At 46.8% G+C, this 24,792-nt stretch carries 23 protein-coding genes; 4 read left to right on the top strand and 19 right to left on the bottom strand.

What is annotated here, in order from left to right:
* Window positions 1-150: 150 nt before the first annotated feature.
* The 3 genes from MKY44_RS05230 to MKY44_RS05220 all read right to left on the bottom strand — a co-directional run bounded on the left by MKY44_RS05230 (window position 151) and on the right by MKY44_RS05220 (window position 5,076).
* Complete coding sequence (locus MKY44_RS05230; RefSeq protein WP_133386576.1) at window positions 151-1,989, bottom strand: ABC transporter ATP-binding protein; 1,839 nt, start codon at window positions 1,987-1,989, stop codon at window positions 151-153.
* On the bottom strand, window positions 1,970-3,778 hold the full coding sequence (locus MKY44_RS05225; RefSeq protein WP_341006301.1) for an ABC transporter ATP-binding protein: 1,809 nt from the start codon (window positions 3,776-3,778) through the stop codon (window positions 1,970-1,972). Before MKY44_RS05225 ends, MKY44_RS05230 begins: the two co-directional genes overlap by 20 nt.
* Window positions 3,779-4,023: 245 nt before the next feature.
* The gene (locus tag MKY44_RS05220) at window positions 4,024-5,076 is read right to left on the bottom strand and encodes a CotH kinase family protein (RefSeq protein ID WP_341006300.1); all 1,053 of its coding nucleotides are present in this window, start codon (window positions 5,074-5,076) and stop codon (window positions 4,024-4,026) included.
* Window positions 5,077-5,420: 344 nt separating this feature from the next.
* Here MKY44_RS05220 and MKY44_RS05215 point away from each other — a divergent pair, with 344 nt between their 5' ends.
* The 4 genes from MKY44_RS05215 to MKY44_RS05200 are packed head-to-tail and all read left to right on the top strand — an operon-like array spanning window position 5,421 to window position 8,351.
* Window positions 5,421-6,137 (top strand): hypothetical protein, encoded by a 717-nt coding sequence (locus tag MKY44_RS05215; RefSeq protein WP_341006299.1) that lies wholly within the window; start codon window positions 5,421-5,423, stop codon window positions 6,135-6,137.
* Window positions 6,138-6,190: 53 nt separating this feature from the next.
* Window positions 6,191-6,328, top strand: coding sequence for a hypothetical protein (locus MKY44_RS05210; protein WP_253505942.1), 138 nt, complete (start codon window positions 6,191-6,193; stop codon window positions 6,326-6,328).
* The gene (locus MKY44_RS05205) at window positions 6,329-7,675 is read left to right on the top strand and encodes an arsenic transporter (protein WP_341006298.1); all 1,347 of its coding nucleotides are present in this window, start codon (window positions 6,329-6,331) and stop codon (window positions 7,673-7,675) included.
* Between the two features lie 13 nt (window positions 7,676-7,688).
* Window positions 7,689-8,351: a DUF2642 domain-containing protein gene (locus tag MKY44_RS05200; RefSeq protein WP_253505938.1), complete on the top strand. Its 663-nt coding sequence runs from the start codon at window positions 7,689-7,691 to the stop codon at window positions 8,349-8,351.
* Window positions 8,352-8,421: 70 nt separating this feature from the next.
* On the opposite strand, the gene MKY44_RS05195 is transcribed toward MKY44_RS05200, so the two are convergent.
* The 16 genes from MKY44_RS05195 to MKY44_RS05120 all read right to left on the bottom strand — a co-directional run bounded on the left by MKY44_RS05195 (window position 8,422) and on the right by MKY44_RS05120 (window position 24,678).
* Window positions 8,422-8,988 (bottom strand): hypothetical protein, encoded by a 567-nt coding sequence (locus MKY44_RS05195; RefSeq protein WP_341006297.1) that lies wholly within the window; start codon window positions 8,986-8,988, stop codon window positions 8,422-8,424.
* 138 nt (window positions 8,989-9,126) lie between these two features.
* Entirely contained in the window at window positions 9,127-10,230 is a 1,104-nt protein-coding gene (locus tag MKY44_RS05190) for a toxic anion resistance protein (RefSeq protein WP_036606281.1), read from the bottom strand.
* An 11-nt stretch (window positions 10,231-10,241) separates the two neighbouring features.
* Window positions 10,242-10,994: a hypothetical protein gene (locus MKY44_RS05185; protein ID WP_341006296.1), complete on the bottom strand. Its 753-nt coding sequence runs from the start codon at window positions 10,992-10,994 to the stop codon at window positions 10,242-10,244.
* Between the two features lie 305 nt (window positions 10,995-11,299).
* Window positions 11,300-12,349: an ATP-grasp domain-containing protein gene (locus tag MKY44_RS05180; protein WP_341006295.1), complete on the bottom strand. Its 1,050-nt coding sequence runs from the start codon at window positions 12,347-12,349 to the stop codon at window positions 11,300-11,302.
* The gene (locus tag MKY44_RS05175; RefSeq protein WP_127547417.1) at window positions 12,350-13,198 is read right to left on the bottom strand and encodes a hydrolase; all 849 of its coding nucleotides are present in this window, start codon (window positions 13,196-13,198) and stop codon (window positions 12,350-12,352) included.
* Window positions 13,198-14,349: a cysteine protease StiP family protein gene (locus MKY44_RS05170; RefSeq protein WP_127547319.1), complete on the bottom strand. Its 1,152-nt coding sequence runs from the start codon at window positions 14,347-14,349 to the stop codon at window positions 13,198-13,200. The genes MKY44_RS05175 and MKY44_RS05170 overlap by 1 nt, the downstream gene beginning before the upstream one ends.
* Complete coding sequence (locus MKY44_RS05165) at window positions 14,346-15,779, bottom strand: phosphoribosyltransferase family protein (protein ID WP_341006293.1); 1,434 nt, start codon at window positions 15,777-15,779, stop codon at window positions 14,346-14,348. Before MKY44_RS05165 ends, MKY44_RS05170 begins: the two co-directional genes overlap by 4 nt.
* Entirely contained in the window at window positions 15,709-16,929 is a 1,221-nt protein-coding gene (locus tag MKY44_RS05160) for an HpcH/HpaI aldolase/citrate lyase family protein (protein ID WP_082219178.1), read from the bottom strand. The genes MKY44_RS05165 and MKY44_RS05160 overlap by 71 nt, the downstream gene beginning before the upstream one ends.
* 189 nt (window positions 16,930-17,118) lie before the next feature.
* Window positions 17,119-18,369, bottom strand: coding sequence for a TerD family protein (locus MKY44_RS05155; RefSeq protein WP_341006292.1), 1,251 nt, complete (start codon window positions 18,367-18,369; stop codon window positions 17,119-17,121).
* 26 nt (window positions 18,370-18,395) lie between these two features.
* Window positions 18,396-18,977, bottom strand: coding sequence for a TerD family protein (locus tag MKY44_RS05150; protein ID WP_036606267.1), 582 nt, complete (start codon window positions 18,975-18,977; stop codon window positions 18,396-18,398).
* A gap of 93 nt (window positions 18,978-19,070) precedes the next feature.
* Window positions 19,071-19,646: a TerD family protein gene (locus MKY44_RS05145; protein WP_036606264.1), complete on the bottom strand. Its 576-nt coding sequence runs from the start codon at window positions 19,644-19,646 to the stop codon at window positions 19,071-19,073.
* A gap of 90 nt (window positions 19,647-19,736) precedes the next feature.
* Window positions 19,737-20,330, bottom strand: coding sequence for a TerD family protein (locus MKY44_RS05140; RefSeq protein ID WP_036606262.1), 594 nt, complete (start codon window positions 20,328-20,330; stop codon window positions 19,737-19,739).
* A gap of 40 nt (window positions 20,331-20,370) precedes the next feature.
* Window positions 20,371-20,817 carry a tellurite resistance TerB family protein gene (locus MKY44_RS05135; RefSeq protein WP_036606259.1) on the bottom strand — a complete coding sequence of 149 codons (447 nt, stop codon included), beginning with the start codon at window positions 20,815-20,817 and terminating at the stop codon, window positions 20,371-20,373.
* Between the two features lie 343 nt (window positions 20,818-21,160).
* Window positions 21,161-22,816, bottom strand: coding sequence for an extracellular solute-binding protein (locus MKY44_RS05130; protein ID WP_341006290.1), 1,656 nt, complete (start codon window positions 22,814-22,816; stop codon window positions 21,161-21,163).
* Window positions 22,817-22,876: 60 nt separating this feature from the next.
* The gene (locus tag MKY44_RS05125) at window positions 22,877-23,746 is read right to left on the bottom strand and encodes a carbohydrate ABC transporter permease (RefSeq protein WP_036606256.1); all 870 of its coding nucleotides are present in this window, start codon (window positions 23,744-23,746) and stop codon (window positions 22,877-22,879) included.
* A gap of 14 nt (window positions 23,747-23,760) precedes the next feature.
* The gene (locus MKY44_RS05120) at window positions 23,761-24,678 is read right to left on the bottom strand and encodes an ABC transporter permease (protein ID WP_341009783.1); all 918 of its coding nucleotides are present in this window, start codon (window positions 24,676-24,678) and stop codon (window positions 23,761-23,763) included.
* Between the last annotated feature and the right edge of the window lie 114 nt (window positions 24,679-24,792).

Below are 24,792 nucleotides of genomic sequence, written 5' to 3'. Positions count from 1 at the left end.
TTATTTTAACATACAATCACAGTTCCGTTTTCCATTTTCCTTCAAGGGAATATGCAAAAAGAGCAGAATTGAGGAGCATCGTGCCCTCATCCCTGCTCTTTTTACATACCTACAAGTTCTCTAATACATGTCCCATATTATCCAAAATGACTATTGCGCCTTTTTACGCAGCTGACTGTAATACAGCTCGCTGTAGAAACCGCCTTGTTCCAGCAGGGCATCATGCGAGCCTTGCTCCAACAGATGCCCATCCTTCAGCACCAGAATCCGGTCTGCCTGACGGATCGTGTTCAGCCTGTGGGCAATGACAAAGCTGGTACGGCCTTGCATCAGGCGTTGTAACCCTTCCTGGATTTTAATCTCCGTGACGGTATCAATACTGCTCGTCGCTTCGTCCAGTACGAGTATTGATGGATCTGCCAAGATTGCCCGGGCAATGGCGAGCAATTGCTTCTGCCCCTGACTAATGCCGCTCCCGTCGGCCTGGAGCACTTTGTCGTACCCGTCCTTCATTCGCACAATGAAGGAATGGGCATTCGCCAGCCGGGAGGCTGCTTCCACCTCTTCATCCGTTGCGTCCAGACGGCCAAATCTTATATTTTCCCGGATCGTACCCTGAAACAGGAATGAATCTTGTAGTACAAATGCCATATGTGACCGCAGATTTTCACGCCGAATGGTGGTCATATCGCGTCCATCTACCGTTAATGTGCCACCTGTCGGATCATAGAAACGGGATAACAGCTGAATCAATGTTGTTTTCCCCGCTCCGGTCGGACCCACAAGGGCAATCATCTCCCCCGGTTTGGCTTCAAAGCTGATATCATGCAAAATGTTACGTCCTTCATCGTATCCAAAGGATACTTTGTCGAAACGAACGGCTCCCTCTACCTTGTCCAGAGATACCGCTGCCCCTTCATCCTTCGCTTCCTCATCTTCGTCCAGCACCTCGAATACGCGCTCAGCCCCCGCAATTGCGGACAATAACGTATTCCACTGGTTTGCCAGATCATTGAGCGGACGAGTGAATTGGCGAGCATATTCCACAAAGATTATAATCACCCCGACTGTAACCGAACCCTGAATCGCCAGAATACCACCGATGCCCGCAACAATCGCAAAGCTCAGGTTGTTCAATCCATTCATCAGTTTCGGGATAAAACCAGAGATCGTCTGTGCCCAGAAACCGGAAATCCGGATGCGGGTATTTCGTTCCTCAAAACCGCGAATCACCCGCTCCTCTTGCGAGAAAGCCTTAATGATCCGCTGTCCGGATAACGTCTCTTCGATGTAACCGTTAAGTTCACCGAGATTACGCTGCCGCTCCTTGAAGAGTGGTCCCGTTCTGCGCGTTATCCAACGCATGCCGATGGCCATCAGAGGCACAACGATAAAGGTAAGCAGGGTCAGTAGCGGACTGAGCCAGAGCATAACCCCAAACGTTCCGAGCAGTGTTAATACACTTGAAAAAATCTGGATGGCCGAGCTGTTCAACGTACCGCTGACATTCTCGATATCATTGGTTACCCGGCTCATAATCTCCCCCTGCTGGCGTTTACCGAAGAATGGAATCGGTAATTTGTGCAGATGGGAGAACAGATCATACCGCATGCGGAACACGGTTTCCTGTGCAATTTCGATCATCCATATATTTTGTAACCAGGATGTAAGAGAGAACAAGACATACACTGCGGTTAATCCAATCAGAAACCGAGTCCAGCTTGAGCCGGCTTCACCCGCGATGAAATCATCTACGGCCACCCCCACCATGTATGGGCCAAGCAAAGCGAGTGCGGAACTGGCAAACACCATCAACAGTACCATGGACAGCTTAACCTTGCGACGTGCCAGATAGGTCCAGATACGACCTAGCGTACCTGACCAGTTCTTCGCCCGTGCCTTGGGTTTGCGACCACCACCTGATCGTAACGTCTCCGGATCAATCGGCGGTGGCGGCTGACGGAAAGGCTCAATGAATGCTTTGAACATGCTGTGCACCCTCCCCGTATTGTGATTCATGGATTCGGCGATACAGCTCTGACGACTCCATCAGGTCTTCATGTTTTCCTTGCCCAATGAGTTGTCCATCATCAAGCAGCAGAATCAGGTCCGCCGAAGTAGTTGAACTGATCTTCTGGGTGATGATAAACGTGGTACACGATAATTCCTCCAACGCATCGAGCAGTCTGCCTTCTGTAGCCACATCCAGCGCACTTGTGCTATCGTCCAGAATCAGAATTCTCGGTCTTCGTACAAGCGCTCGTGCAATGGAAAGTCGCTGCTTCTGTCCACCGGAGAGATTCACTCCCCGTTGACCCAGCAATGTATCATAACCGTTTGGTAAATTCTCAATCGTTTCATGGATCTGCGCGCGCTTTGCGGCTTCCACGATCTCCTCCAAGGTAGCATCTTCCTGGCCCCAGGCAATATTCTCCCGAATGGAACCGGTAAACAGGACAACCTCCTGAGGCACATAACCAATCGCACCACGCAGCATGGACAGATCCAGCTCTGATGCATCGGCACCATCAATCCGTACCTTTCCTTGATCTTCTGTGTATAACCGCGGAATGAGCTGTACCAGCGAGGATTTGCCTGATCCAGTTGCTCCCATAATGGCAATACGCTCCCCCGCTTGTGCCGTGAATGTGATGTTATCCAGTACTGTAATTTCACTATTGGGATAACTGAAGCCTACACTGCTGAATTCGACCGCTCCCTGCACAGCACGCTGTTTCTTCGCCGGGTATACAGATTGCGGAAAATGCGAAGATTTCATAGATCCAGCAGATGGTGCAGACGTTGATAACGACTTCGTCTGTTCAGTCTCCGACGTGTCCTCCGTATTAAACACTTCATTCAGTCGTTGCGCCGAAGCGCTTGCTCTGGAGAAGGTTACCAGAATCCATGACAACGCAGACATGGCACCAATTGTGCGAAGCAGGTAGTTAATGACGGCGACCACTTCACCCACGGTTGCATTACCGGAGGCAATATCTACTCGTCCAAACCATAATACGGCGATGATACAAACGTTCATCATCAGTAGCATGAATGGCATCGTGGTCTCCGTCAGGCGCAGCGCGGAGATTGTGCCTTTCATCAGCTTGCCGCTGAATCCGGCAAAGCGTTCGATCTCATGGCCCATCCGTACGAAAACACGGATCAGCCGAATGCCTGTCAGATTCTCCTGGATGACTCCATTGACGGCATCCAGTCTGCGCTGCACATTGCGGAACAGCAGCGCTGCCTTTTTGATCATCCACACTACAACAATGAGCAGTACAGGCACCATGACAACCAGCAGCAGACCCAACCTCGGGTTCACGATCACTGCCATAATCATGCTACCAATCACCACCAGGGGCACACGTGTCATGAAGCGCAGACTCATGAAGACGGTGTCCTGAACCTGGGTCACGTCCCCCGTTAATCGGGTAATCAGGGACGACGTTGCGAACCGGTTAAAGACAGCATAAGAGAACGTTTGCACTTTCTCATACAACTTCTCCCGCAGATCGTATCCGAACCCCAGACTTGCATGGGATGCAAAGAACGAACTCGCAATTCCGGCAGCAAAAGCCACAACAGCACTGCCAACCAGCACACCGCCCCACAACCAGACGACAGAAAGGTCTCCCTGCTGAATCCCGTTATCAATGATCTTGGAGATCAGATAAGGCTGAGCCAGCTCCACCGCAAGCTCAATTAACATCATGACTAGGGCTGCAATCGCGGCAACTCGGTACTTCTTCAAGTAGTACAACAGCTTGATCATAAGCATTCCTCCGGCTCGGAGCACCCTAAACCGATAACACGTTCCAGCTCAGAGCCTCCATTAGACATGTTGTTTTCTCCACAGCGTCCAATATGTAATCATTTCTATGTACACATATGGTTATTATAGCGTATTTTACAATGCCGCTTCTATTCTTATTACCCTACTTTTCCCAATACAATAAACTTCTCTTCATTTTGGCAGTAAAAAAAGGAAGGTCTCCCTTCCCCACGCTAGTTAAGTGCTTATAGCTGACGTAGTTTTTCACTTAGATGCTCCCGACGTTTCACCACATATTCGCGAATTCTTTCCGGTTCACCTGCAAATACATCCATGGGCCATTTCATGTAAGGATCTTTGTTGACATCTTCACGAATCTCATTGTGTAACCGATTCACCAATGGCATAATTCGCTTCTCTGTAAAAGCATTCATCAGATGCTGACGCATCAGCTTCTTATATTGTTGACGGAAACTGCGAAATGCCAGCAATCGTCCGGTAAGTCTGTTATACCCCTGAATACGAACAAGATTGGGGTCAACTCGTGTTCCATAACAGTTCCTCCCCCAAGTACCCTCATAATCCCAAGGCAGGATGCCGTATTTTCCGCTTTTGATTTTCTCATACCATGTGTAATTCTGATGAAATCCGTCGAAGTTCCCTGTAAGCACAGCTCCACTTAACCAGCGTAAATAATTGTCTGTATCCACCCTCGACTGTAAAAAACGAAACAATTCCAGCCTGGACTTTGTGTTCAACTGCTGAATAAAGTTACGTAGCCTTGTGCGATCCACATCTTTGCCACGAATTAAGCTGTACCCTGACAATAGATCGGTACTTGTTGAAGAGGAATCCGAATTCATCGTAAAACCAGCATGATCATTCACCGCATAGAAGATACTGCGCACAGGGATTTTCCTTTGGCGAAAAAAGAAGGATTTCACTCCTTCGATCCTCAGGTATACACCCAGAAGCTGCCCGTTCAGATAGAGTACACAGTGTTGTGTAGACGGTGCGGGTACACGAATCGACTCAAAAAAACGAAAAGAAAGTGCATTACGCAACAACGAAGGATCATCATACTCCGCATTAAAATGATACGTCCGGCTGGATGTACGAATCTCAAATGATTTTTTGGGATAACCGCGTGTATGTCCTCCACGGTATCGAAGCCGGATCGGAAACGGCTTGCCGTCCATCTGCATCGTGCTATTCACAAACGTCTCTGACCATATATTGGACGTTAACTGTTGATATTCGGTTGGAGACAAGCTGATATGGTAGACAGGTAGAGCCATTTCCATCCGCCTTTCGAGTACCTGTAAGATTCGCCCGTAGGCTCTTACATCATCCTATGCAGATGCACAGAAAGTCGTACGGGCGAATGCACAGTGCTGATACTTGTCACATCCAAACTCACTTGTCATAATGCGGAATAACCAGGTTATTAATCTATAAATTTACATCATTTTCATAGATTATAGCTGAAATGGTATAAATATAGTTAACTGGCTAGTCCCTCCAAGAGGCATGTCACATATGCTTAAACTACAGACAGACACGAATGACGAATGGAAGGGGTCATAATCACATCCACCATTTTTGTCCATCTGAACTTATATCATGGAAGGGGTCAAACACAATGTCTATGAATGGTCAAGGAATGAGAGGTTTGTTGGGAAGAGAGATTAAGATTAACCGGGGAGGGCCTGATTCAGTACAAGGTACACTTACGGACGTACGCTGGGACTACATGGCGATGAACTGCAAAGAAGGAATTGTCTACGTTAATGAATCACATGTAAAAAGCATAACAGATACAGGCCGTTCCGGTGGTAACCGAAATGCAGCCATGGGGAATCCTATTCCTTCCAACACGTTTTTGGGCGTTATGCAAGCACTCCGCTTCCGCCGTGTTCAGATTAACCGGGGAGGACCTGAAAAAGTGGAAGGCATCCTGGCCGATGCCAACCAGAACCAATTGATCATGACGTTGAAAAATCAGGAGATTGTTCGTATTCCGATGCAACATGTGAAATCTGTATCCCTCGTACGTGGTGGTGGGAACAACAACAACAACAATAACAATAACAGTAGTAATACAAGTCAAGGGAACCAAGCAGCCCAAGGTAATCAGGCGGCTCAAGGCAACCAGTCTCGTGGCAACCGTTCTCAAGGGAACCAATCCCAGGGTAATAAGTCCGGCGGCAACAAGTCACGGAGCAACCAAGGCAATCGTTCTCAGGGGCAACGAGTTCAAGGCAACCAATCCCAAGGAAATAAATCTGGTGGTAACAAGTCGCGAGGCAATCAAGGCAACCAGTCCCGTGGCAACAAATCCGGCGGTAAAAAGAAGTAACTGAAATAAACTGACAACTTAAGTTATCTACCAGCTTAAAGGGGGGAATTATCATGTTGATCTTCGTCGCATTAATCTTGATTGGTGTGCCTTTTTACTGGATCGTTGCACCCGGAAGGCCCACTCCATCCCATGAACATCTGCTTCAGGCTTCGTCAGGACTTCTCCCCCTGGGAGGTGAATCACAGTAAATGCCTGACTACCAGTTGTGGTTAACCTTCGGGGTCTTTATCATCACTGTCATTTTCCTGATGTGGCGTCCTGGCGGATTGAATGAATCTATACCCACCTCGCTTGGCGCCCTTCTTCTTATTTTAACTGGAATGAGCAGCTATGCTCACATTGTTGGAATCTTCGGGATCGTATCTGGTGCAGCCGTAACAATTCTCTCTACCATTGTCATGTCGATTATTCTAGATAGCATCGGTTTCTTTCGCTGGATCGCTTTGAATATGATTGAGAAAGCACGAGGTTCCGGCTTTCGATTGTTCTGGCTAATTCTATTACTTTGTTTTCTCATGACCATCTTCTTCAACAATGATGGCAGTATTCTGATCACAACTCCGATTATTATTCGAATCTGTTCTATACTTCGTCTGAAAATGCATCAACAGTTACCCTACCTGATCTCCGGTGCCCTCATCGCTACGGCTTCCAGTGCGCCAATTGGACTTAGTAATCTGGCTAATCTGATTGCTTTGCAAATGGTTGGCTTAAATCTCAATACTTATACTCAGATGATGTTTGTGCCATCCATGCTTGCGATTATGGTGATGACCGTATTGCTGTTCTATTATTTTCGCAGAAGTATTCCCAAAGTTATTCATCATTTCCCTATATCCCTGCAGTCTTCATCAGGTTCAGGATATCATCCGCTACAGACAACTGAATCCGAGAATAAAGTAGACTGGTGGCTGTTCCGTGTCTGTATAGGCATCGTTGTATTTATCCGTGCAGGATATTTTCTAGCTGAGCAAGTCGGTATACGCATGGAGGTAGTTGCAATCACTGGTGTTATTCTCATGCTCGCTGTGCGTTGGTATCGCACCCGGACTGGACTCAAAGATGTGATAACACAAACGCCCTGGCACATTCTACTCTTTGCCTTCAGCATTTATGTTATTGTGGATAGTCTTCACCGTGCAGGCATGACCGCTTGGATCATTCAGTGGATGAAACCTATAATAGAAGGAGGAAATGCCAGCATCATTGCTGTGTCAGGGTTAATGCTCACTCTGCTTTCCAATCTATTCAACAATTTGCCCTCCGTCATGATTGGGACCTTTGCTGTTACAGATCTTCCACTAAGTGAATCCCAACTGCATCTTGCGTATCTTGCCAACATTCTGGGAAGTGATATCGGAGCCTTGCTGACGCCTATTGGCACCTTGGCAACGTTAATTTGGATGTATATATTAAAGACCCATCATATTCGAATCTCCTGGAAACAGTATATGAAAGTTACCTTTATTGTGATACCAATAAGTCTAATTGTTAGCCTAATTTCACTATATATTTGGACATCTATTCTCTATTGAGAGGAGGAATACTGTGGAACTTCTTACGCATTGGCTGGGTAAATCCGTCGAATTGGAGCTGTCTGGCTGTAAACTACCGATCCAGGGTGAGATCATTGATGTAGGCCAGGATCTGATTGTAGTCTACGGAAACCAGCGATTTGTTTATATTCCACTTCATCATGTTCAAACCATGCATGTCCACTCAGCAGATGATACAAGTATGATTGTGCCAACACCTGACCCCGAGATGGATCACACCAACATCTCTTACCGCAAAATGCTGATGAACGCCCGTGGACGTTTCAGTGAAATATCCATCGGAGGGAAAACACTGCATGGTTATATTACAAATATCATGAATGACTACTTTATGTTCTACTCTCCGTTATATCATTCTATCTATGTTTCCATTAATCATCTGAAGTATATTATTCCTTCACCTACTAACAGCACACCCTACTCCCTTAGTAAACAACATTTCCCTATGCAACCTTCGTCCATGTCACTCTCCCGTACACTCGATCAGCAACTTCATAAAATGATAGGTGAACTTGTTGTACTCAACCTCGGTTGCAAGCCTTACCGAGCAGGGTTATTGAAAAATGCAGACAACCACTTGCTTGCATTGGTAGAAGCAGATGGGACTTCTTTAATTATGCATACCGATCATATCCAAACCATTCATCTTCCTTGAATATCAGAAGAAGAAGAAGAAGAAGGTTCATCTGCCTATGGCTGATGAACCTTTTTTTCAACTTTACATCCTACCATCTTCTACGTCCACGGTCACCCCGGTAGTCATCATTCAACTCGCCCAGGCGATCGTACGTCTCCTTATATATCCGAATCACGGCCTGAACTTTGATAAAATCAGCATCTTCCGGTCCAAGTCCCTCCATAAACATTCTCTGAATGATCTGTTGGAAGAATTGTACTCTGGCCTCAATCTGTTCTTGCTCAAGCTGTAATATGTCTTCGAAACTGTGGTTCCCTATGTAATCCATTAACTCATCATCATGTGTGGAATAATCTGCGTTTCTCCGATCTGCTACCCATTCATCCGGCTCGTCGGACTGGAGATTAACACTGGTGCGTAATTGGGATAAGATGATTTTCTCTTTAGCCAACATGACATGAAAATCTTTGTTACGGAGCAGCTCCGATACAATCAGACTGCACATTTCACGGTTTTGGATCAGTATGCCGTCAAATGGATGCAGCGTCCACTCCCCGTTTGCATAATACAGGTTAAAGTTAAAGAACTCACTGCCATATTTGTATTGAATATTAATCTTGGTCTCATCAATAATCTCGAATGAAAAGTCCAGCATGTTCAGCAAGCTCCTTCGCACAACCCCAGATTTTAGCTATATTCTATCAAATAAATGAAACAAAGAGACGCACTCAGCGTCCCTCGCAGAAAATAAAACCATGTAGTGATGCCCATGCCATATGCAGCGAGTCTTACCCTAATCCAGGAAAGATCCTAATGCACTGGAATCCGGTTTGTTTTTCTCCGGAATAGCAGCAGCCTTCGGCCCTTCCAGACCCAGTCGATCGCTCATTTTGGCGTTAAGTGTTGTCATCTTGTTGGTATAGTCATTACAGCTCTCGATAATCCGGCGATTAGACTGCTCGGACAGATCCAGCGCAGACATTAGATCACCCATCGCCTGATTGACTGCTTCAAGGGACATGGCCGGTTTGGACAAGAGTTCATTTGTTTTCTCAGTCGTTGTCTTCAACAATCTGGCGTTCTCCTTGAATTGATCTTCAATCGTCTTATTCGTAGCTTCCACAGCAGAAATGACCTTCTCCTGATCATTGAGTGCCATTGCAATCATGGCCGAAACGGTGATTAGATTTGCTGTTTTATCAATAGCGTTATTAACCGAATCAATCAGCTTGTCATTGTTATCATTAATGATATCGGTAGCTGCGATCGCCTGATTGTACAGCATGATCATCTCTGTCATGGATTGGGTACGTGTCACCACTTTGCGTAACCCACGCTCCAGATGTGCTTTACGATTCTCGTTCTCAGGCTTGGCGATCTCAGTTTCAAACAATGCTTTCAATTGATTACCGAAGGAAATTTTGGTCTGCAGATTGTAGATTTCCTGAATGGAAGAACGTTTCAACTGACGCATATTCACGATGCTTTCTTCCAGGTTGTCCTTGCCGTCCCGCAAACCGTTAATGATGGCGTCAATGTTCGTACGAACAGATTGATAACGGTATACATAGTTTTTCAGCGGGCTTTTACGTAACAACTTCCCGACAAAACTAACATTTTTACTCTGTTGCAAACTTTCACATTCATCACGGAGCTTCAGGATCATGTTGGATACCTCTGCCCGATTCCCGGACATTAGTTCATTGACTGGACGATCAAGCAGCTTGAGAGTCTGTCCTGCTCTCTCTTGTGTTTTCACGCCCAACTTGCCGATATCATCCATTAAGGTATCCAGGTGAGCCGGATCACTTTGGGACACTTTCTGAATAAGCTGCGTTGCTTCCTGGTTAATCCGTTGCTCATCTTCCTGCTTCAACTGAGCCCATTCCGTTGCCATGCCAATCCCTCCTATAATTCAGAGCTGTTATACCGTTGATGTATTAGTTCCGCTTTGTTCTGGAGCTCCATTAAGTCTTTATGTTCAATCGTTGATACAATATCCGATATCTTGGAATCCACGTCTCGAAGACCATTCAGCAACATACGCCGGTTATTGCGTTTGGCTTCTCCACTTAAACGTAAAAATGGGTTAATAAAACCGTTCAGGTCTTTCAAAATCAGTCTGCGCACCGTATGGTTGATATCCCCGTTATTTAGCTCCTGAAGGGAAGGGATCACACGCTGCAAACGGGCAAACAAAGCCAGTGATTTTTCCACGATCTCATTATCCAGCTCGTTCTTCTGACCTTCGGAGATGATCATGTCCTCCAGAACTTCCAGGTATTCAATCACCGGATCAAATACAGGATCTGGTTCGGTGCGGGAAGGCTTCGCTTGTTCTGAGCCCGCATGTTGTGCGGGAGTGGAACTCGAATGGGGCTGTGCTGTAGAAGTCTCATTAACCCCTGTTGGCACTTCGCTCGGCGCTTGTCCCCCATTCAAGCGGGATGGTTCATTTCCGATATCTGTAATGGGTACAGGGGCTGATGACGAACCCTCGACCTGTGTACGTGACGTGGAACGTGAAGGAATTAGTCCCCCGACCACAGTTGCCAGTGCCGGAATTGCCCACGTGATGACATCCGGTAGAAAGGGACTCGAGATCGCCGCGAGACCATAACCGACCAATGCGCCTATACCTATCTTCGTTTTCCGTAACATTACTTGTCCTCCTGCCTTAACAACACATACAGTGCATATTCAAAAAGTCTGGTTTTCAGTACCGAGAAGATGGAATGAAGATAGAAATGGAGTAGCGGAGCGTAGGAAAACTACGTGAGCAACCACAATGTTTCCAAAGGAAACATACTTCGTAAGCCTCCCGCTTATTTCGGCTGAATTTCATATTCGATGCTGATGATGCCGTAAGGCATTATTCGTAATCAAAAGTAGACTTTTTGAATAACCTCTCATCCGTATTGTAAAAAAACCATCCAGAAGGTGTCAATGTTGAGGGAAATTCTCAGCTAGACGTGGTGTACTCCGCTTACCTTCTGAACGTCGATTATAAATGGCTGTTCGATATGACTTCCCAGTATGCCAAACTTCGGATGAAGTGGTCCAATATCATGGCCAAGTGCAGACTTGACCGCCAGATACGGGAAGTTCACGCCCGACAGACAAGACATGTGCAACCCACCCGACATACGCGGATTGATCTCCAGCAGCTTCGGTGTATCCTTGCGATATTTCATCTGTATATTAAAATTATAAGGAATTCGATATACTTCTGCCACATTGCGGGCAATCGCCAGCAATTCCTCGTTTTCTTCAAGCAAGCGCAAACGTCCTCTTTCTTTTCTACGCGGAATGGCCGTTATAAGTTTCCCATTGCGATCCGAAAGACAATCAATGCTGTATTCATATCCTTCCAGTACCTCCATCACCATGACATTTTGAAAGGACGGAGCAGAAGAGAACGCACGCAGGGCATCTTCATATGAAATCGAGTTAAGCGCATATCCGAACAACTCTTGCAACGGATCACGCTCATTGTTGATCACCCGGAATCCCATGCCGCCCTCACCATTACATGGTTTGAAGCATACATCATGTCCACGTGCACGCAGCGCCTCATAGGCTTGCTGGAATTGTGCGGCATTATTAACCGTGAAATAATCCGGAATCTCCATAATGCCCTTCTCACGCACCGATTCATAGAACCGGTCTTTCTCCATCAATTGTTCCAGCAATTCCGTATCCGAGCATACGATAACCCGTGTACCGATCTCTTCGAACAGGGAGATATGTCTGCTGATGTCCAGCATGTTCCAGCGTGGAATAAACACATCAATCTGATGACGACGGCAAAAGTCGAGGCAAAAATCTACATATTCCCGGCCCGTTACACGCGGTTCAACTTCTGCAACATCACAGCCCTGTAATGCCATGTGTCCCGGATCAGGATGAGTACCGTAGATCTCAAATTCCATGCCGTCCTCATTGTCCCGAATTGCATTCATATAATGATACGTTACAGAGAACCAACGGTTGAAGTAAATCTTCATTTTTTTCATTTATACGGTCTCCCTTATCTCGGCATGGTCTATCTGGGTCTGTTGATCGTTATGAATACGGTGGACGTAATCGAGAATCTCATCAGCTGCAAAAGCACCGAATTGTTCCGTAAATTGATACGGTACCTGCTCAGGTACACGCTGTCTCTCCACATGTAACTCTCCGTGAGACGGAGCAATGGCGTAGTGCGCAAAGTCCAGCAAACAACGATCCAGCAAGGAATCACCCGAAGCAATCACAGGCACATCGCCAATGCGTTGCCTAATATGCTCCACTGCAGCTCGTTTGTTCACGGCCGAAGGCACCAGATAGAGCTTCCGCCCCTGAATCGAACTCTCCCATCCCAGCGTCTCTAACACCCGAATCTTTTCCGCAATATGCTCCATTGGAAGCTTGTCACGTTCGATCAGCAATGCAAAGAACAGCTCATCACACAATCGCTGATTAATTACCCACTCCGGGCTCAGCACATCGTCAAATAAATCCAGGATCTCTTCGGGAGTAGCTGCCTGCTGACGAAGCAAAGAACGAATATGCAGATTCCATTCATCGTCTACCTGACCGTCAACAATGATGTTGCCACCATTACTCGTCACCGCATATTTCGGTATACATTCGCTCTGAAAAATATGAATGCGCCGGTACTGCTCCACGGTACGTGTCGTCACCGGCATAAATACAATGTCTTGTGGCAAAGACTGCAACCGCTCCAGTGCATATGCTGACATAAAAGCGGACAACTTGCCGTTAATCCACTCTGCGGGAACAAGTCCCGGTGTATCTTCGGGAATACGGAGCGCACGACGGGAGTACACCAGCGTCTGGTCCAGATCACTTGCGTAGATCATCATTCTCCTCCACCTCCCAGGGATTGAATAATGCCGCAACAGGAATAGGTTAATCCCGGATATACCTCGACCGGCACATTTCTGTCTCTGGCGAGCATCATGATATGTTGCAAATCCGGATTATCCAGACGGTCCACAAGAATCTTCCAAGGGACACGGCGCAGTAACACCCGGGTTGTTTCTCCGATTCCAGGTTTGATCAGATTGATGTTCGCAATACCAAAGGATTGCTGGATGGACTCGATATCCTGCCAGCCTTTCCAGGTGATTTCCGAAGTACCAGTAGCATTGTCCTCCGTTTGAATCTCCGCCAGATCCATCATTTGCGGAAAATGCTGAGCGATAGTATCCACGTATTGGGTCGACACATCGTCAGAGGACCATTCACGATACCATTTGGCCCCGTGAAAATCTGCCGGTCCAATCAGATCATCGCGAAGTACTGTACGGCTCACCAGTCCCGATACCGTGGAATTCAGACAAGCACTAGGAATAAGATAATCTTCCCTTGTCCCAAAGGTGCCTGAGCATTGCCCCGGATCGGCCAACACGGCAAGATCATCATCGAGACTTATGCCATAAGTCCGTTCCATTTGGTCACAGGATTCTTTCAGCACTTTGCGAATAGCCCCTTTTCCTGTCCAACCATCTACAAACTGAATGGCTGTTTCCAGACCATGCTGCTGTAAAATATATAAAATTGCGTTCTCGTCCATACCCTTGCCACGAATAATTGAAATGCTATAATGCGGAATCGTCACTTTGTATTTCAATTCAATATAACGTTTGATCAGGATGCCCACAGGTGTTCCGGCTCGAGCCAGAGATACCAGCACAAGATTCAGTCCCCTGCGCTCTACAATCTTCTCAGCCACAATGGCGGTATGACGCGCGATTCTTGCAGCGGATTGTTCCAGTGTCTGATGGAACAGCTCGATGTATTCTGCTGTGGGCTGGTATTCCACGGGCAGCATCTCCGAATAATGAACCCCGGATTGAATCGCCTGCTCCCGTTCACCCGTTCCCTTTTCCAGATCCACATGGCTGATATCCTTCAGTAGGAAAACAACGTCGGATGCAGCATAGCTGCCCATCGGCTCGGGAGACGGAATCTCACGTTGTCTGATTAGCTCCAGTGTAGTTAAGTTCATTGCTCGTTGTCCCCTGTCTTCTCTGGCAAGCCGCAATATACGATATGAATGTGTCCGCATCCCAACTGCCCCAGTACCTTCAACATCGGTTCCATTCGTTCTTCGGACATCTGTCTCTCCAGCAGCACAAAAATCTCGTCATATTGTCCTGGAGCGATGTTATAGATAAAGTTACGAACGGATGCGTCTTCCGGTGAGGCATATCCAGCACCACTACGAACAGCATATTCTGGAGCCGGATGTGTATGGATTGGACTGCGGGTAGTGGATTGATACAACACGCCTTCCCCCATCTCGGCAGCAACACGCATTGGAATGTACATGAACTCCCCTGTTCCCATCACCAACGTCCGTTCTCCCTTACGCTGCGACCGAAGTCGTTCTGCAATCCGGCTAATCTCCTGACGTAGTACGCCATTATGACGGGATTGCATACCAAACCTGCCCGTATGCTGGACGTAGCTCGCTGTGCTACGTTTACCTTCACCATCCTCCGAAGTGGCATGAAGCTGATGGAAGGCATCGGCAACGGTAGTGGACTGAAGCGTTACGGCAGGATGAGATAGCTGCTCATCCTGGGGTGTTGGTTCCAACTGGGGAGTACCCACCACTTCAATGCGGCCCTTCAACAGGCTTAACGGTGTAATGGTAATTCCCAATTCAGCTTCCAGTTCGGCAAACCGAAGTTCGTCCGCTTCCGTACGCCAGTCCAACAGTGAAGCAATCACATATTGCTTCCGGGGATATCTGGCCTGAATATCCCTAATGATATTCAACGTGGTTTTGCCCGTCGTAATCTCGTCGTCCACCAGAACAATCGGGCCTTCTCCTGCAAAGGCTTCATGATCCAGCGCATAACAACGATGAGCCATCGCGTGGGAATGTTCTTCTTCAAATTGAATATCTGGATGCATCGCTGGAACATATTCGCGAGTGGTGTGAATATAGGAAGCTTGATCAGCAAACATCTCGTACATGCTGTGTCCCAACGCTGTAGCTGTCTCGGCAAAACCAACAAAACGAATCGTTTCCGGCAAACTCAAGCTTTCTTGCAACAGCATGTTGTATACTTGCCGGGCTTGTTGGGGGTCAATCAGCCCCTCGACCATTTCCCGTTTCCACTCGGTGATCTGAACTTTCGTCTCTTCCGTCTTTTCAGTCAGATGCTCATATAACAGAACAGCCAATGCCGCGCCGCTCAGAAGCGAGGTATACGGGTTAACCGGGATGTGCTTGCCCAGCAGTCTGCTTACAAACAGAAATGAACGTTTCTTATTGATTCGTGCAGCCATGGAAAATAGAGATTCTAGTGGAAGTTGCAGCGGGTTATGTGTAACCTGAATGTTCAGACTGAATTGATCAAGAATTGGGAACGTAGTTGTGTTGTTGCTCATGCTTGGGCAAGAGCCCGACAAAATGCTGCTGTTCATGTAACACCCCATATATTTGTGATCGGATTAGAATTCGATTCGCCCAGCTCAAGTGTGGTTTAATCTCATTCATTTTGTTATAGTAATTACTTTTGAACACACCCAGGCTACCGTCATTACGGGCGATGATGTCTTGTGCATCGGAATATTCCTCATGTGTAACAACGTACATCGCTTGTACGGGCTTAATATGAGAAGGATGAATGATCGTTTTGCCTACAATTCCATTTTCCTTGTCCATCATGACTTCACGCATCAATCCATCCATTGTGTTCGTAATATATTTCATTCTCAGATGCAGCCCTGATTTGCCCAGGGTTTCTTCGAATGGAGTCTGTCGTAATTGAGGTTTGAACACGCGCTCCCGCTGACTGAAATATTCCCAGACAGGACCTGAGATCACATACGGCTTGTCCATCCGTCCAAACAGATTGATAATATCCGAGATGCAGTCACGGATCGTGGCGATATCGTATATGGTCAATTCCGGGCTTCGGCGTAGTCCAAACAAGCTGGAGAAATCGGTCGCACCTATGCGTACATTGAGCACATATTCAACATTTTCATCGAGGATGTTTCGAAGGCCCAGTAAGGTCTCCCAACGTGTCTCCCGATATATAATTGAAGCCGTTTCCAATATAGGCATTCCATAGAGAACGGGATAATGCTCCGGTTTCCGTTGATTATACTTGCGGATCTGGTCAAAATAGGCTCTTCCATTGCCCACACAAAACTTGGGCAAAGCCACGCCTGTCAGCATGGACACCAATTCTCCCAACGTATCAATGAGACGTTCCAACTGTTGTGGTGAACGTACACGAGCAAACAAAAGAGGCATTTGATCCTGACTCAGCATGCCTGTCTCCATATAAGTCATCAGTTGAGTTAGATGCTGTACCAGACACTGCTCGGCAAACTCTACTTGGTCGTCACCCACAGCGTCCTCCAGATCAATAATAATGGTCGTCAGACCTTCATGTTTACCATTCATAATGTCGTCCGCGATATGTGTGCGCGTCGCGGGCATATATAAAGCAGCCCCAACAGCATATGCCAGTAGATCTTTGGAAGTCCGGTGATTGAACGAGACGGGTGAAGAGAAAAATAAAGTATCTTCTTCTTCCAGACTCAAAAAGTTAAAATATTTCAGGGTTGTCTCCTCCTCGCACCTTTGGCAATAGCCAATCTGCAATAGTTGATTCCAGCTGTCGGGGCATAAAAACCAATCCCTCCTTAGTCTGGAGGGATTGATGGTCTATTATCGAGGATAACGTTGGTCAACAGTATCCTTGCAATGGTGCTGACCGATACAGCATTTATATTGAATAATTACGAATGATTATTTTCTTCCTGCAACCCACTGCATTCCCCAATCATGAGCTTCGTCCAACGCCTGATGCCCATTATAGAACTGCACGATTCGTTCAATACTGAATGTCTCATTGTTCACATTACGTAACATCGCGATGCCACACATGCCAAGCGGGCTCCCATATTCATTCATTCGGACAATGATATCGGGACCGTCCTTCTGCTGAATGGTTACCACACCGTCTACTTGAGACCAGTTAGCCACACCACCATAAATATAGGTAAATACCAAGATGCGCTCAATTTCTGAGATACGGGCACCATTAATCCGCAGATTCTCTCCCGTCTTAACCGATCCTGTCCGGTCATCCCCATCCAGTGCAATATAAGGGAAACGATTCAGTGAACCAAACGTCTGTCCCAAGGCCTGAATCACATCTCGTGTACCATCCTTCATCTCGAACAGGCAACCCAAGTCCAGATCCACACTCTTGCTACGACCAAATAACCCTTTGCTACCCTGTTGATTCCAGTTCAGGTTAATCAGGATTTCACCAAGTCCCCCCGCATTTTTCTTGAGGTTAATGGTGTCGCCCTTCTTCTTCAATTCAATTTTGCTGAAATTGATCGAATTCACAGGAGCAGGCGTCGGCTCTGGTGCCGGGGGTGGCGGAGTCGGTACAGCTGTCGGGGGAACGGTTGAAGTCGTTGGTGCAGGGTCTGATCCACCATCCACATCCACACCAAAGTTAGCGCAGAGTGCATTCAAACCACCTGCAAAACCCGATCCTATCGCATTGAACTTCCATTCTCCGTTATGACGATACAATTCACCGATGACAATCGCGGTCTCCACTGTAAAACCGCTTCCCAGATCATATCTCATTACTTCCTGACCTGTAGCTGCATTGGCAAACCGTAGAAAACCATGCTGAACCTGTCCAAAATGATGGCGTCGTGCTTCACCGTCATGAATCGTCAGGCTGAAGGCGATTTTCTCAATTCGGGCAGGGATTTTGCCAAGATCAATAGCGAATTGTTTCTTCTCGCCACCACCCTGTCCACCATCCATATACGTGATAAACGCGGTAGAGGGCTGGTTATAAAAGATAAAATCCTCATCTCCAGCCACTTTATTGTCTGAACCCAGAAGGAATGCTGATGTGTCCAGCTCCACACCCGAGGCTGCCTCCCAACCAATGCCTACCGTTAGACGGGACAAACCCGAGTTGGTTTTGGTCAGATCACTCTTCTGGCCTTTCACGACAGAAATCGCCATAGCAGACTCACCTTTCTTATGCCAAGTTATTGTGCATCCAGTCCGTAATTTTTGCATAAAGCAGATAGTCCACCTGTGAAGCCGCTGCCTACCGCCTGGAATTTCCAGTCCGCACCTGCACGGTAAAACTCACAGAACACCACAGCTGTTTCTGTAGAGTAGTCTTCTCCGAGGTCGAACCGAAGCACTTCCCGATCACTTGCAGCATCTACAACACGAACAAAAGCATTGGAGACTTGTCCAAAATTCTGCCCTCGTCCATCTCCATCGTAGATGGTTACAGTAATACCGATCCGGTGAATGTGCGCAGGGATTTTGCTGAAGTCAACAACAACTTGCTCATCATCGCCGTCACCCTCACCCGTACGATTATCACCGGTATGTGTCACTGAACCCGCACCGCCGCTTGGATTGTTGTAAAAAACAAAGTCATCCGTACCTTTGGCTTTTCCATCTTCGTACAACAAAAAAGCCGAAGCGTCCAGGTCAAAATCGACTCCACCACTATATTTGTTTGTGTCCCAACCTAAACCAACTACCACACGGGTAAGGCCCGGATTCGTTTTAGTCAGGTCAATACGTTGTCCTTTGGCAAGACTGATCGTCATTTGTTTTTCCACCTTTCCAAGATATGTGATTAAATGAAAAGGAGAACCGTCCAGGAGACGGTTCTTCCCATCCTGTAAGTCGTTCTGTACGTCCTATTGCAAACCGTAATCGCGTGTCAATCCAACCAATCCATCCTGGTAACCACTACCGATGGCGCTGAACTTCCACTCGCCGCTATGACGATACAATTCACCAACAACTACACCCGTTTCAATGGAGAAGTCTTCTCCCAGGTCGAAACGAATCAGTTCTTCGCTGTTTGCTTCGTTGACGATTCGCACATAAGCACGGGAGACTTGTCCGAAGTTCTGGCTACGTTCTGTAGCTTCGTAAATCGTAATAGAGAATGCAATTTTCTCTACATTTGCGGGTACGTTAGGCAGGTCGATATTGATCTGCTCATCATCACCATCGCCATCTCCTGTACGGTTGTCACCGGTGTGAACAACAGAACCATTTTCATTTTGTGGATTGTTGAAGAAGATGAAGTTTTTCTCGCCTTCTACTTTACCGTTTGCATTGGCACAGAATACCGATACATCCAAGTCAAAGTCTTTTCCGCCATCATACTTATTGGTATCCCAGCCCAAGCCTACTGTGATTTTTGTCAAACCTGGGTTCGTTTTAGTCAGATCGATTTTTTGACCTTTAGAGAGATTAATTGCCATCGTATGATCATCCTCGCTTATTTAAGTGTATTGTAGTTATCGTGACATATGAATATCAGGATTATTGTCGATTTAGGTTAAATCTTGTACTTAGGAGTACCTGCGAGCGAGTTCGTTGATATGTACCGCATGGGAACCCTCTCCAATTGCCGAGAATTTCCATTCGCCTCCATGACGATACAATTCACCACAGATCAACGCTGTTGAACCTGTGTAGTTATCGGATAGATTGAACTTCACGAGCTCACTGGAATTTTTACCATCCAGAATACGAATATAAGCCTTCTCAATCATGCCAAAATCTTGCTTGCGATTGACACAATCGTAGATATTAACAACGATTAATACTTTATGAACATCAGCAGGAATACGGGACAGATCCATTTTGATCTGTTCGTCGTCACCGTCTCCCTGTCCTGTTAAATTGTCACCTGAGTGGATAACCGAACCACATGCGCTTTGCTTGTTGTGGAAGCAAACCAGGTTGGAGTCCTTAACCAACTTGCCTTCTTCATTCAACATGATCGCCGATGCATCACAATCGATATCCGCTTGTTTCTTTCTTCCGAAGAACCCTTTGGCAGTTACCGGGTCCCAACCGAGACCAGCAATCACCTCAGTAAGTCCTGCATTGCCTTTGGTTAAATCAATCTTCTGTCCTTTGACCAAATTAATGCTTGCCACTGATTTTCACCTCCCTTCACATGTAAAATATCTACTCTACTTAGAGATTGAATTCACTCGGGTTCAGTCCAAGTACGATGCATATCTCGGCAACGACTCTTTTCTCCTGATCATCAAAGTTGCCGTCCGCTGAACCAATCGCACTGCATACACCCACAATAACGCGTCCTACATCCGGCTTGGCTTTGAATTTCCCAATGGCTTTCAGCGCTTCCTGCTTCCCGATCTCTGGAGAAAACTCAAAGTTCGCGACATAATGATTGAAACGTGTAATCACTTCAGCCATATCAAATACTTTCAATTCCTGACTCAGGTTGATGTAACCGGCCATCTTGTTCTTTTCCGCTTCGTCAATGGAACCATCTGCAAAAGCAACCAGTGCACAACCTGCAACCACGGCATCCATAAAATCTTTATTTTTAAACTTTTTGACTTGCTCTTCAAGTCCTTGTTTTGTTGAATTTAACCAGCTTTTAAATGAACTCATACTCAACCTCCAATAGTTTCAACCTGGTGTTCCGTACATTCTTTTCAAGATTTTTCAGTAACTTTCATGTCTACATCATGTTGAATATAAGTTAAATTATTCCTTTACTATACTCTGAAATACGGCAATATTCTACATTAAAAAACAATTAATACCTTATGATACGCATCGTTCTGGATATAGTTTCAAGCAAGATGCGAGAACTTTCTATTCACTTCATTTTTCAGTCAAATATTCCCCTATTTGAAGCCCAAGCATAAAAAGGCTCTGATCAGGGGATCAGAGCGCTTATTTCTACCAACACCAAAATTATAAATCTTATGAATGATTTGAATCCATGAATTCACTCTGCTTTTTCAAAATCAGCCTGTTGTTGTTCATAGATTTCATAGAAGTCGTCCCAGACTAGTACATTATCCTTTTCCTTGCTCCACCAGTCTTTGTACCATGCTTCAATCTCCGGGCCACCGCCCTGTTCCCACTTCTGCTGTGCTTCGGCAGAAGCCTGTTCCACCGTATATTTGCTTCCGCCAATGATGGAACGGGTAAAGATATCGTTAATGGCTGTCGTCACATTGGTCAGCTTCACCTGGAGTTCCTTCGGCAACTGCGGCATATGTTCCGAATGGGTAACGCCCTCTCCCACCGGAAGATCCGTCATGTATACCTCACGCGCTTCCTTGAAGAGTCGAAGTCCTTCCTTCTGGGACGGAATCTCCTCGCTGAACAGCATTTCTGTGTACCCGCATTTGCCTTCCTCCAGACGGCTGTACAACATGGCGTAATCGCCTGCCCAGCTGATCTCCTGCTTGTATTTCTCCTGATCGGAGATACGCGGACAGCCTTGATCGTTCAGCGTATAATGCGTGTTTTCAAATCCATTTTTGAAGGTTCGGCCTGACTCTGCTTTGGTAAGAAAATCGATATATTGCATAACTGCTTCCGGATTTTTGGCTCGTGCATTCACAGCTGCAGTCATCTGAACCGGGTTATTCCACACCATCGTGTGCTGTCCTACGGACGTGGTTGGCAGAGCGATGACCTTTAATTTGGCTTCGGGAACATTCTGCATCAGTGTATCCAGTTCCTTCGCTGCAAACCCGGTATAATCCGAAGTCATGGCCGCGTACATACCGATTTTGCCATTCAGGAAATCCTGCTTCGCCTTGGCCCCGTCCTTGTCGGTCAATAAGTCCTTATCCACCACGCCTGCTTCATACAATGCACGTTTGAATGCTGTCGCTTCCTTCATGTTGTTGGGACCAACCACCATCTCCCCGCCCTCCACATTCACCCAGTTGGCGTTGTACATATAGCGAAACAGACCCGCTGTATCGCCAAACTGAAATCCACCGATGCCGTATGTATCCTTAGCTCCGTTTCCATCGGGATCATTCTCCGTGAAGGCCTTGGCTACCGCCAGCATCTCTTCTTCATTAGTCGGTACCTCTAGATTCAACTTTTCCAGCCAGTCTTCCCGAATGAAAAAGCTCGTTAGTGGAAACACCTCGTTCATACGTCCCACTTCATAGAGCTTCCCATCGCTTTTGATGCCGGCCTTCTTGAGCTGGGGATATTTCTCCATCAAGGCTTTGTATTCCACACTCGAGTTCTCGATCAACTCATCCAGTGGCATCAGCTGTTTCTGATTAAACAGTGTGTTACGGATGGGCGTACCGAATTCAAAAATGATATCCGGTGCGCTGCCAGAAGCGAATAATACGTTAAGTTTGGACTGGGATTCCCAGCGGGGAACTGCTGTATATTTTACATTTGCCGGGCCATTCTCGTTAATCCACTTGGACCACATATTATCTTCGATCGTACCCATGCCGCTTGGGACCGCGCCACGATCATAGATCGTTGACGTAATGTTCCCCCTGTTGCCTTCCCCTTCCGCCTGTTCGCTACCGTTACCTCCTGTACATCCCGCCAGCAAACCACCGATCAAGCCCAGAACGAGACCCGACTTCATCCATGCCTTCATCGTTAACGCCATAGATAAGACCCTCTTTCTCTCCTGTAATATGAACCCATGCGGGTTAACCCACAGCCTGCTTTAACCTTTAATTGATCCAAGCATGACCCCTTTAACGAAGTACTTCTGCAAGAACGGATACACTGCCAAAATGGGTATGACCATCACAATGACAGCTGCTGCCCGGATGCCTTCCGGGGTCAGATTCGATATCATCGTTGGATCGGTAAAATCCTGTACATTCAGATTGGACATAATCATATTTTGGACAAGCACGGTCATGTTGTATTTGGACGTATCATTGATATAAATCATCACACTCATGAACGAATTCCAGTAACCCACGCCGTAAAAGAGAGCAATAGTCGCCAGCAAAGGTTTGGATAATGGCAACACGATTCGGAACAAAAGCCCCAGTTCACCACAACCATCGATGCGCGCAGCCTCGTCCACTTCCCCCGGCAGATTTTCAAAATAAGATCGCATAATCAGCATGTTGTACGTGCTCACCAGACCCGGTAGCCAAAGCGCGCCGTAACTGTTCACAAGACCGAGATTTTGCACGACCAAATAAGTCGGGATGAGTCCACCGTTAAAAATCATTGTGAACACCATCGCCATCGTAAAGAAGCGCCGGTGATAAAAATGTCTACGTGACAGCGGATATGCCGCCATAATCGTTACCGCCATGCTGAGCCCTGTACCGATCAATGTGATCTCCACACTGTTCCAGAATGCATTCAGAATCGGCGTTCCCGTAATTAGGCTGTGATAGGAGAACCAGGTGAAATCGACGGGCCATAACCCCACTTGACCTGAAACAACCGCTCTCGCATCACTAAATGACAAGGCAACAATGTTCAGTAAGGGCAGGATACAGCTGACGGCAACCAATGACAACAATACATAATTGATTAGATAAAAGACTTTTTCTCCTTTGGTTTTTCTCATGCTGTTCTCCCTCCCTACCACAAACCTTCGTTAAATCGCCGCGCGATATAATTGGCACTAAAAATGAGGATAAATGCAACCAGTGATTCGAACAATCCCATCGCCGTTGTCAGGCTGAACTGTGCTCCCTGAAGACCGGTGCGGTAGATATAGGTACTGATTACATCCGCTATCTCATTGACATTGGAATTCTGAAGCATATACACCTGGTCGAATCCGACCTCCATCACCCGCCCCATCGACAGAATCAGCAGGAGAATAATGGTAGAGCGTATACCCGGAAGGGTGACATGCCAGATCTGGCGCATTTTGCTGGCCCCATCCATCTGTGCAGCCTCGTATTGACTCGGATCAATGGTCGTTAGTGCCGCGAGAAAAATGATGGCATTGAAGCCCATGTCCTTCCAGATCCCTGAGCCAACAAACACCGCAACCCACGAACCCTTGTTGTACAAGAACGGATAAGGTGCTCCCGTCCAGGCCTCGACCCAGCGGTTTACGATCCCATTCTCCAAAGAGAAAACCGTCATGATCATCATCGCAATAATGACCCAGGAAAAGAAGTGTGGCATATAGACCACCGTCTGCACCGTTCGCTTAAAGGCCATGTTTCGCACTTCATTCAGCATAATGGCCAGAATGATCGGAATGGGAAACCCGATAATGATGCTTAACAGACTGAGGAACAAGGTGTTGCGAATAATCTCCACCGTGCGCGGATCACTGAACAGCGTCTGAAAATGCTGAAAGCCCACCCATGGACTGTTCCACAGCCCATCATAGAAGTTGTAATCCTTAAAGGCCATGACCAGCCCTCCGATGGGTGCATAACGAAAGGTAAGGTAGAACATAATCACCGGAACAAACATCAAGATTAACGGTATATTCATCTTGAATCGTCGAAGCCGCTGCTGCCGAATCCGATGCTTCATCTCACTGTCCGGCGGTTGCAATCCAGACGGCGGACCTGCGGTCAGTTCCCCCTTCACATCCATCACTCCTCTCTGCTGTTGATGTACTATAGTTGTATTTTAGATAAAAATGTA

The organism is Paenibacillus sp. FSL R7-0026 (assembly GCF_038004485.1).
GTDB lineage: Bacteria > Bacillota > Bacilli > Paenibacillales > Paenibacillaceae > Paenibacillus > Paenibacillus xylanexedens_A.
The sequence above is the reverse complement of the archived record's forward strand: the minus strand, read 5'-3'. Positions and strand labels throughout refer to the sequence as shown.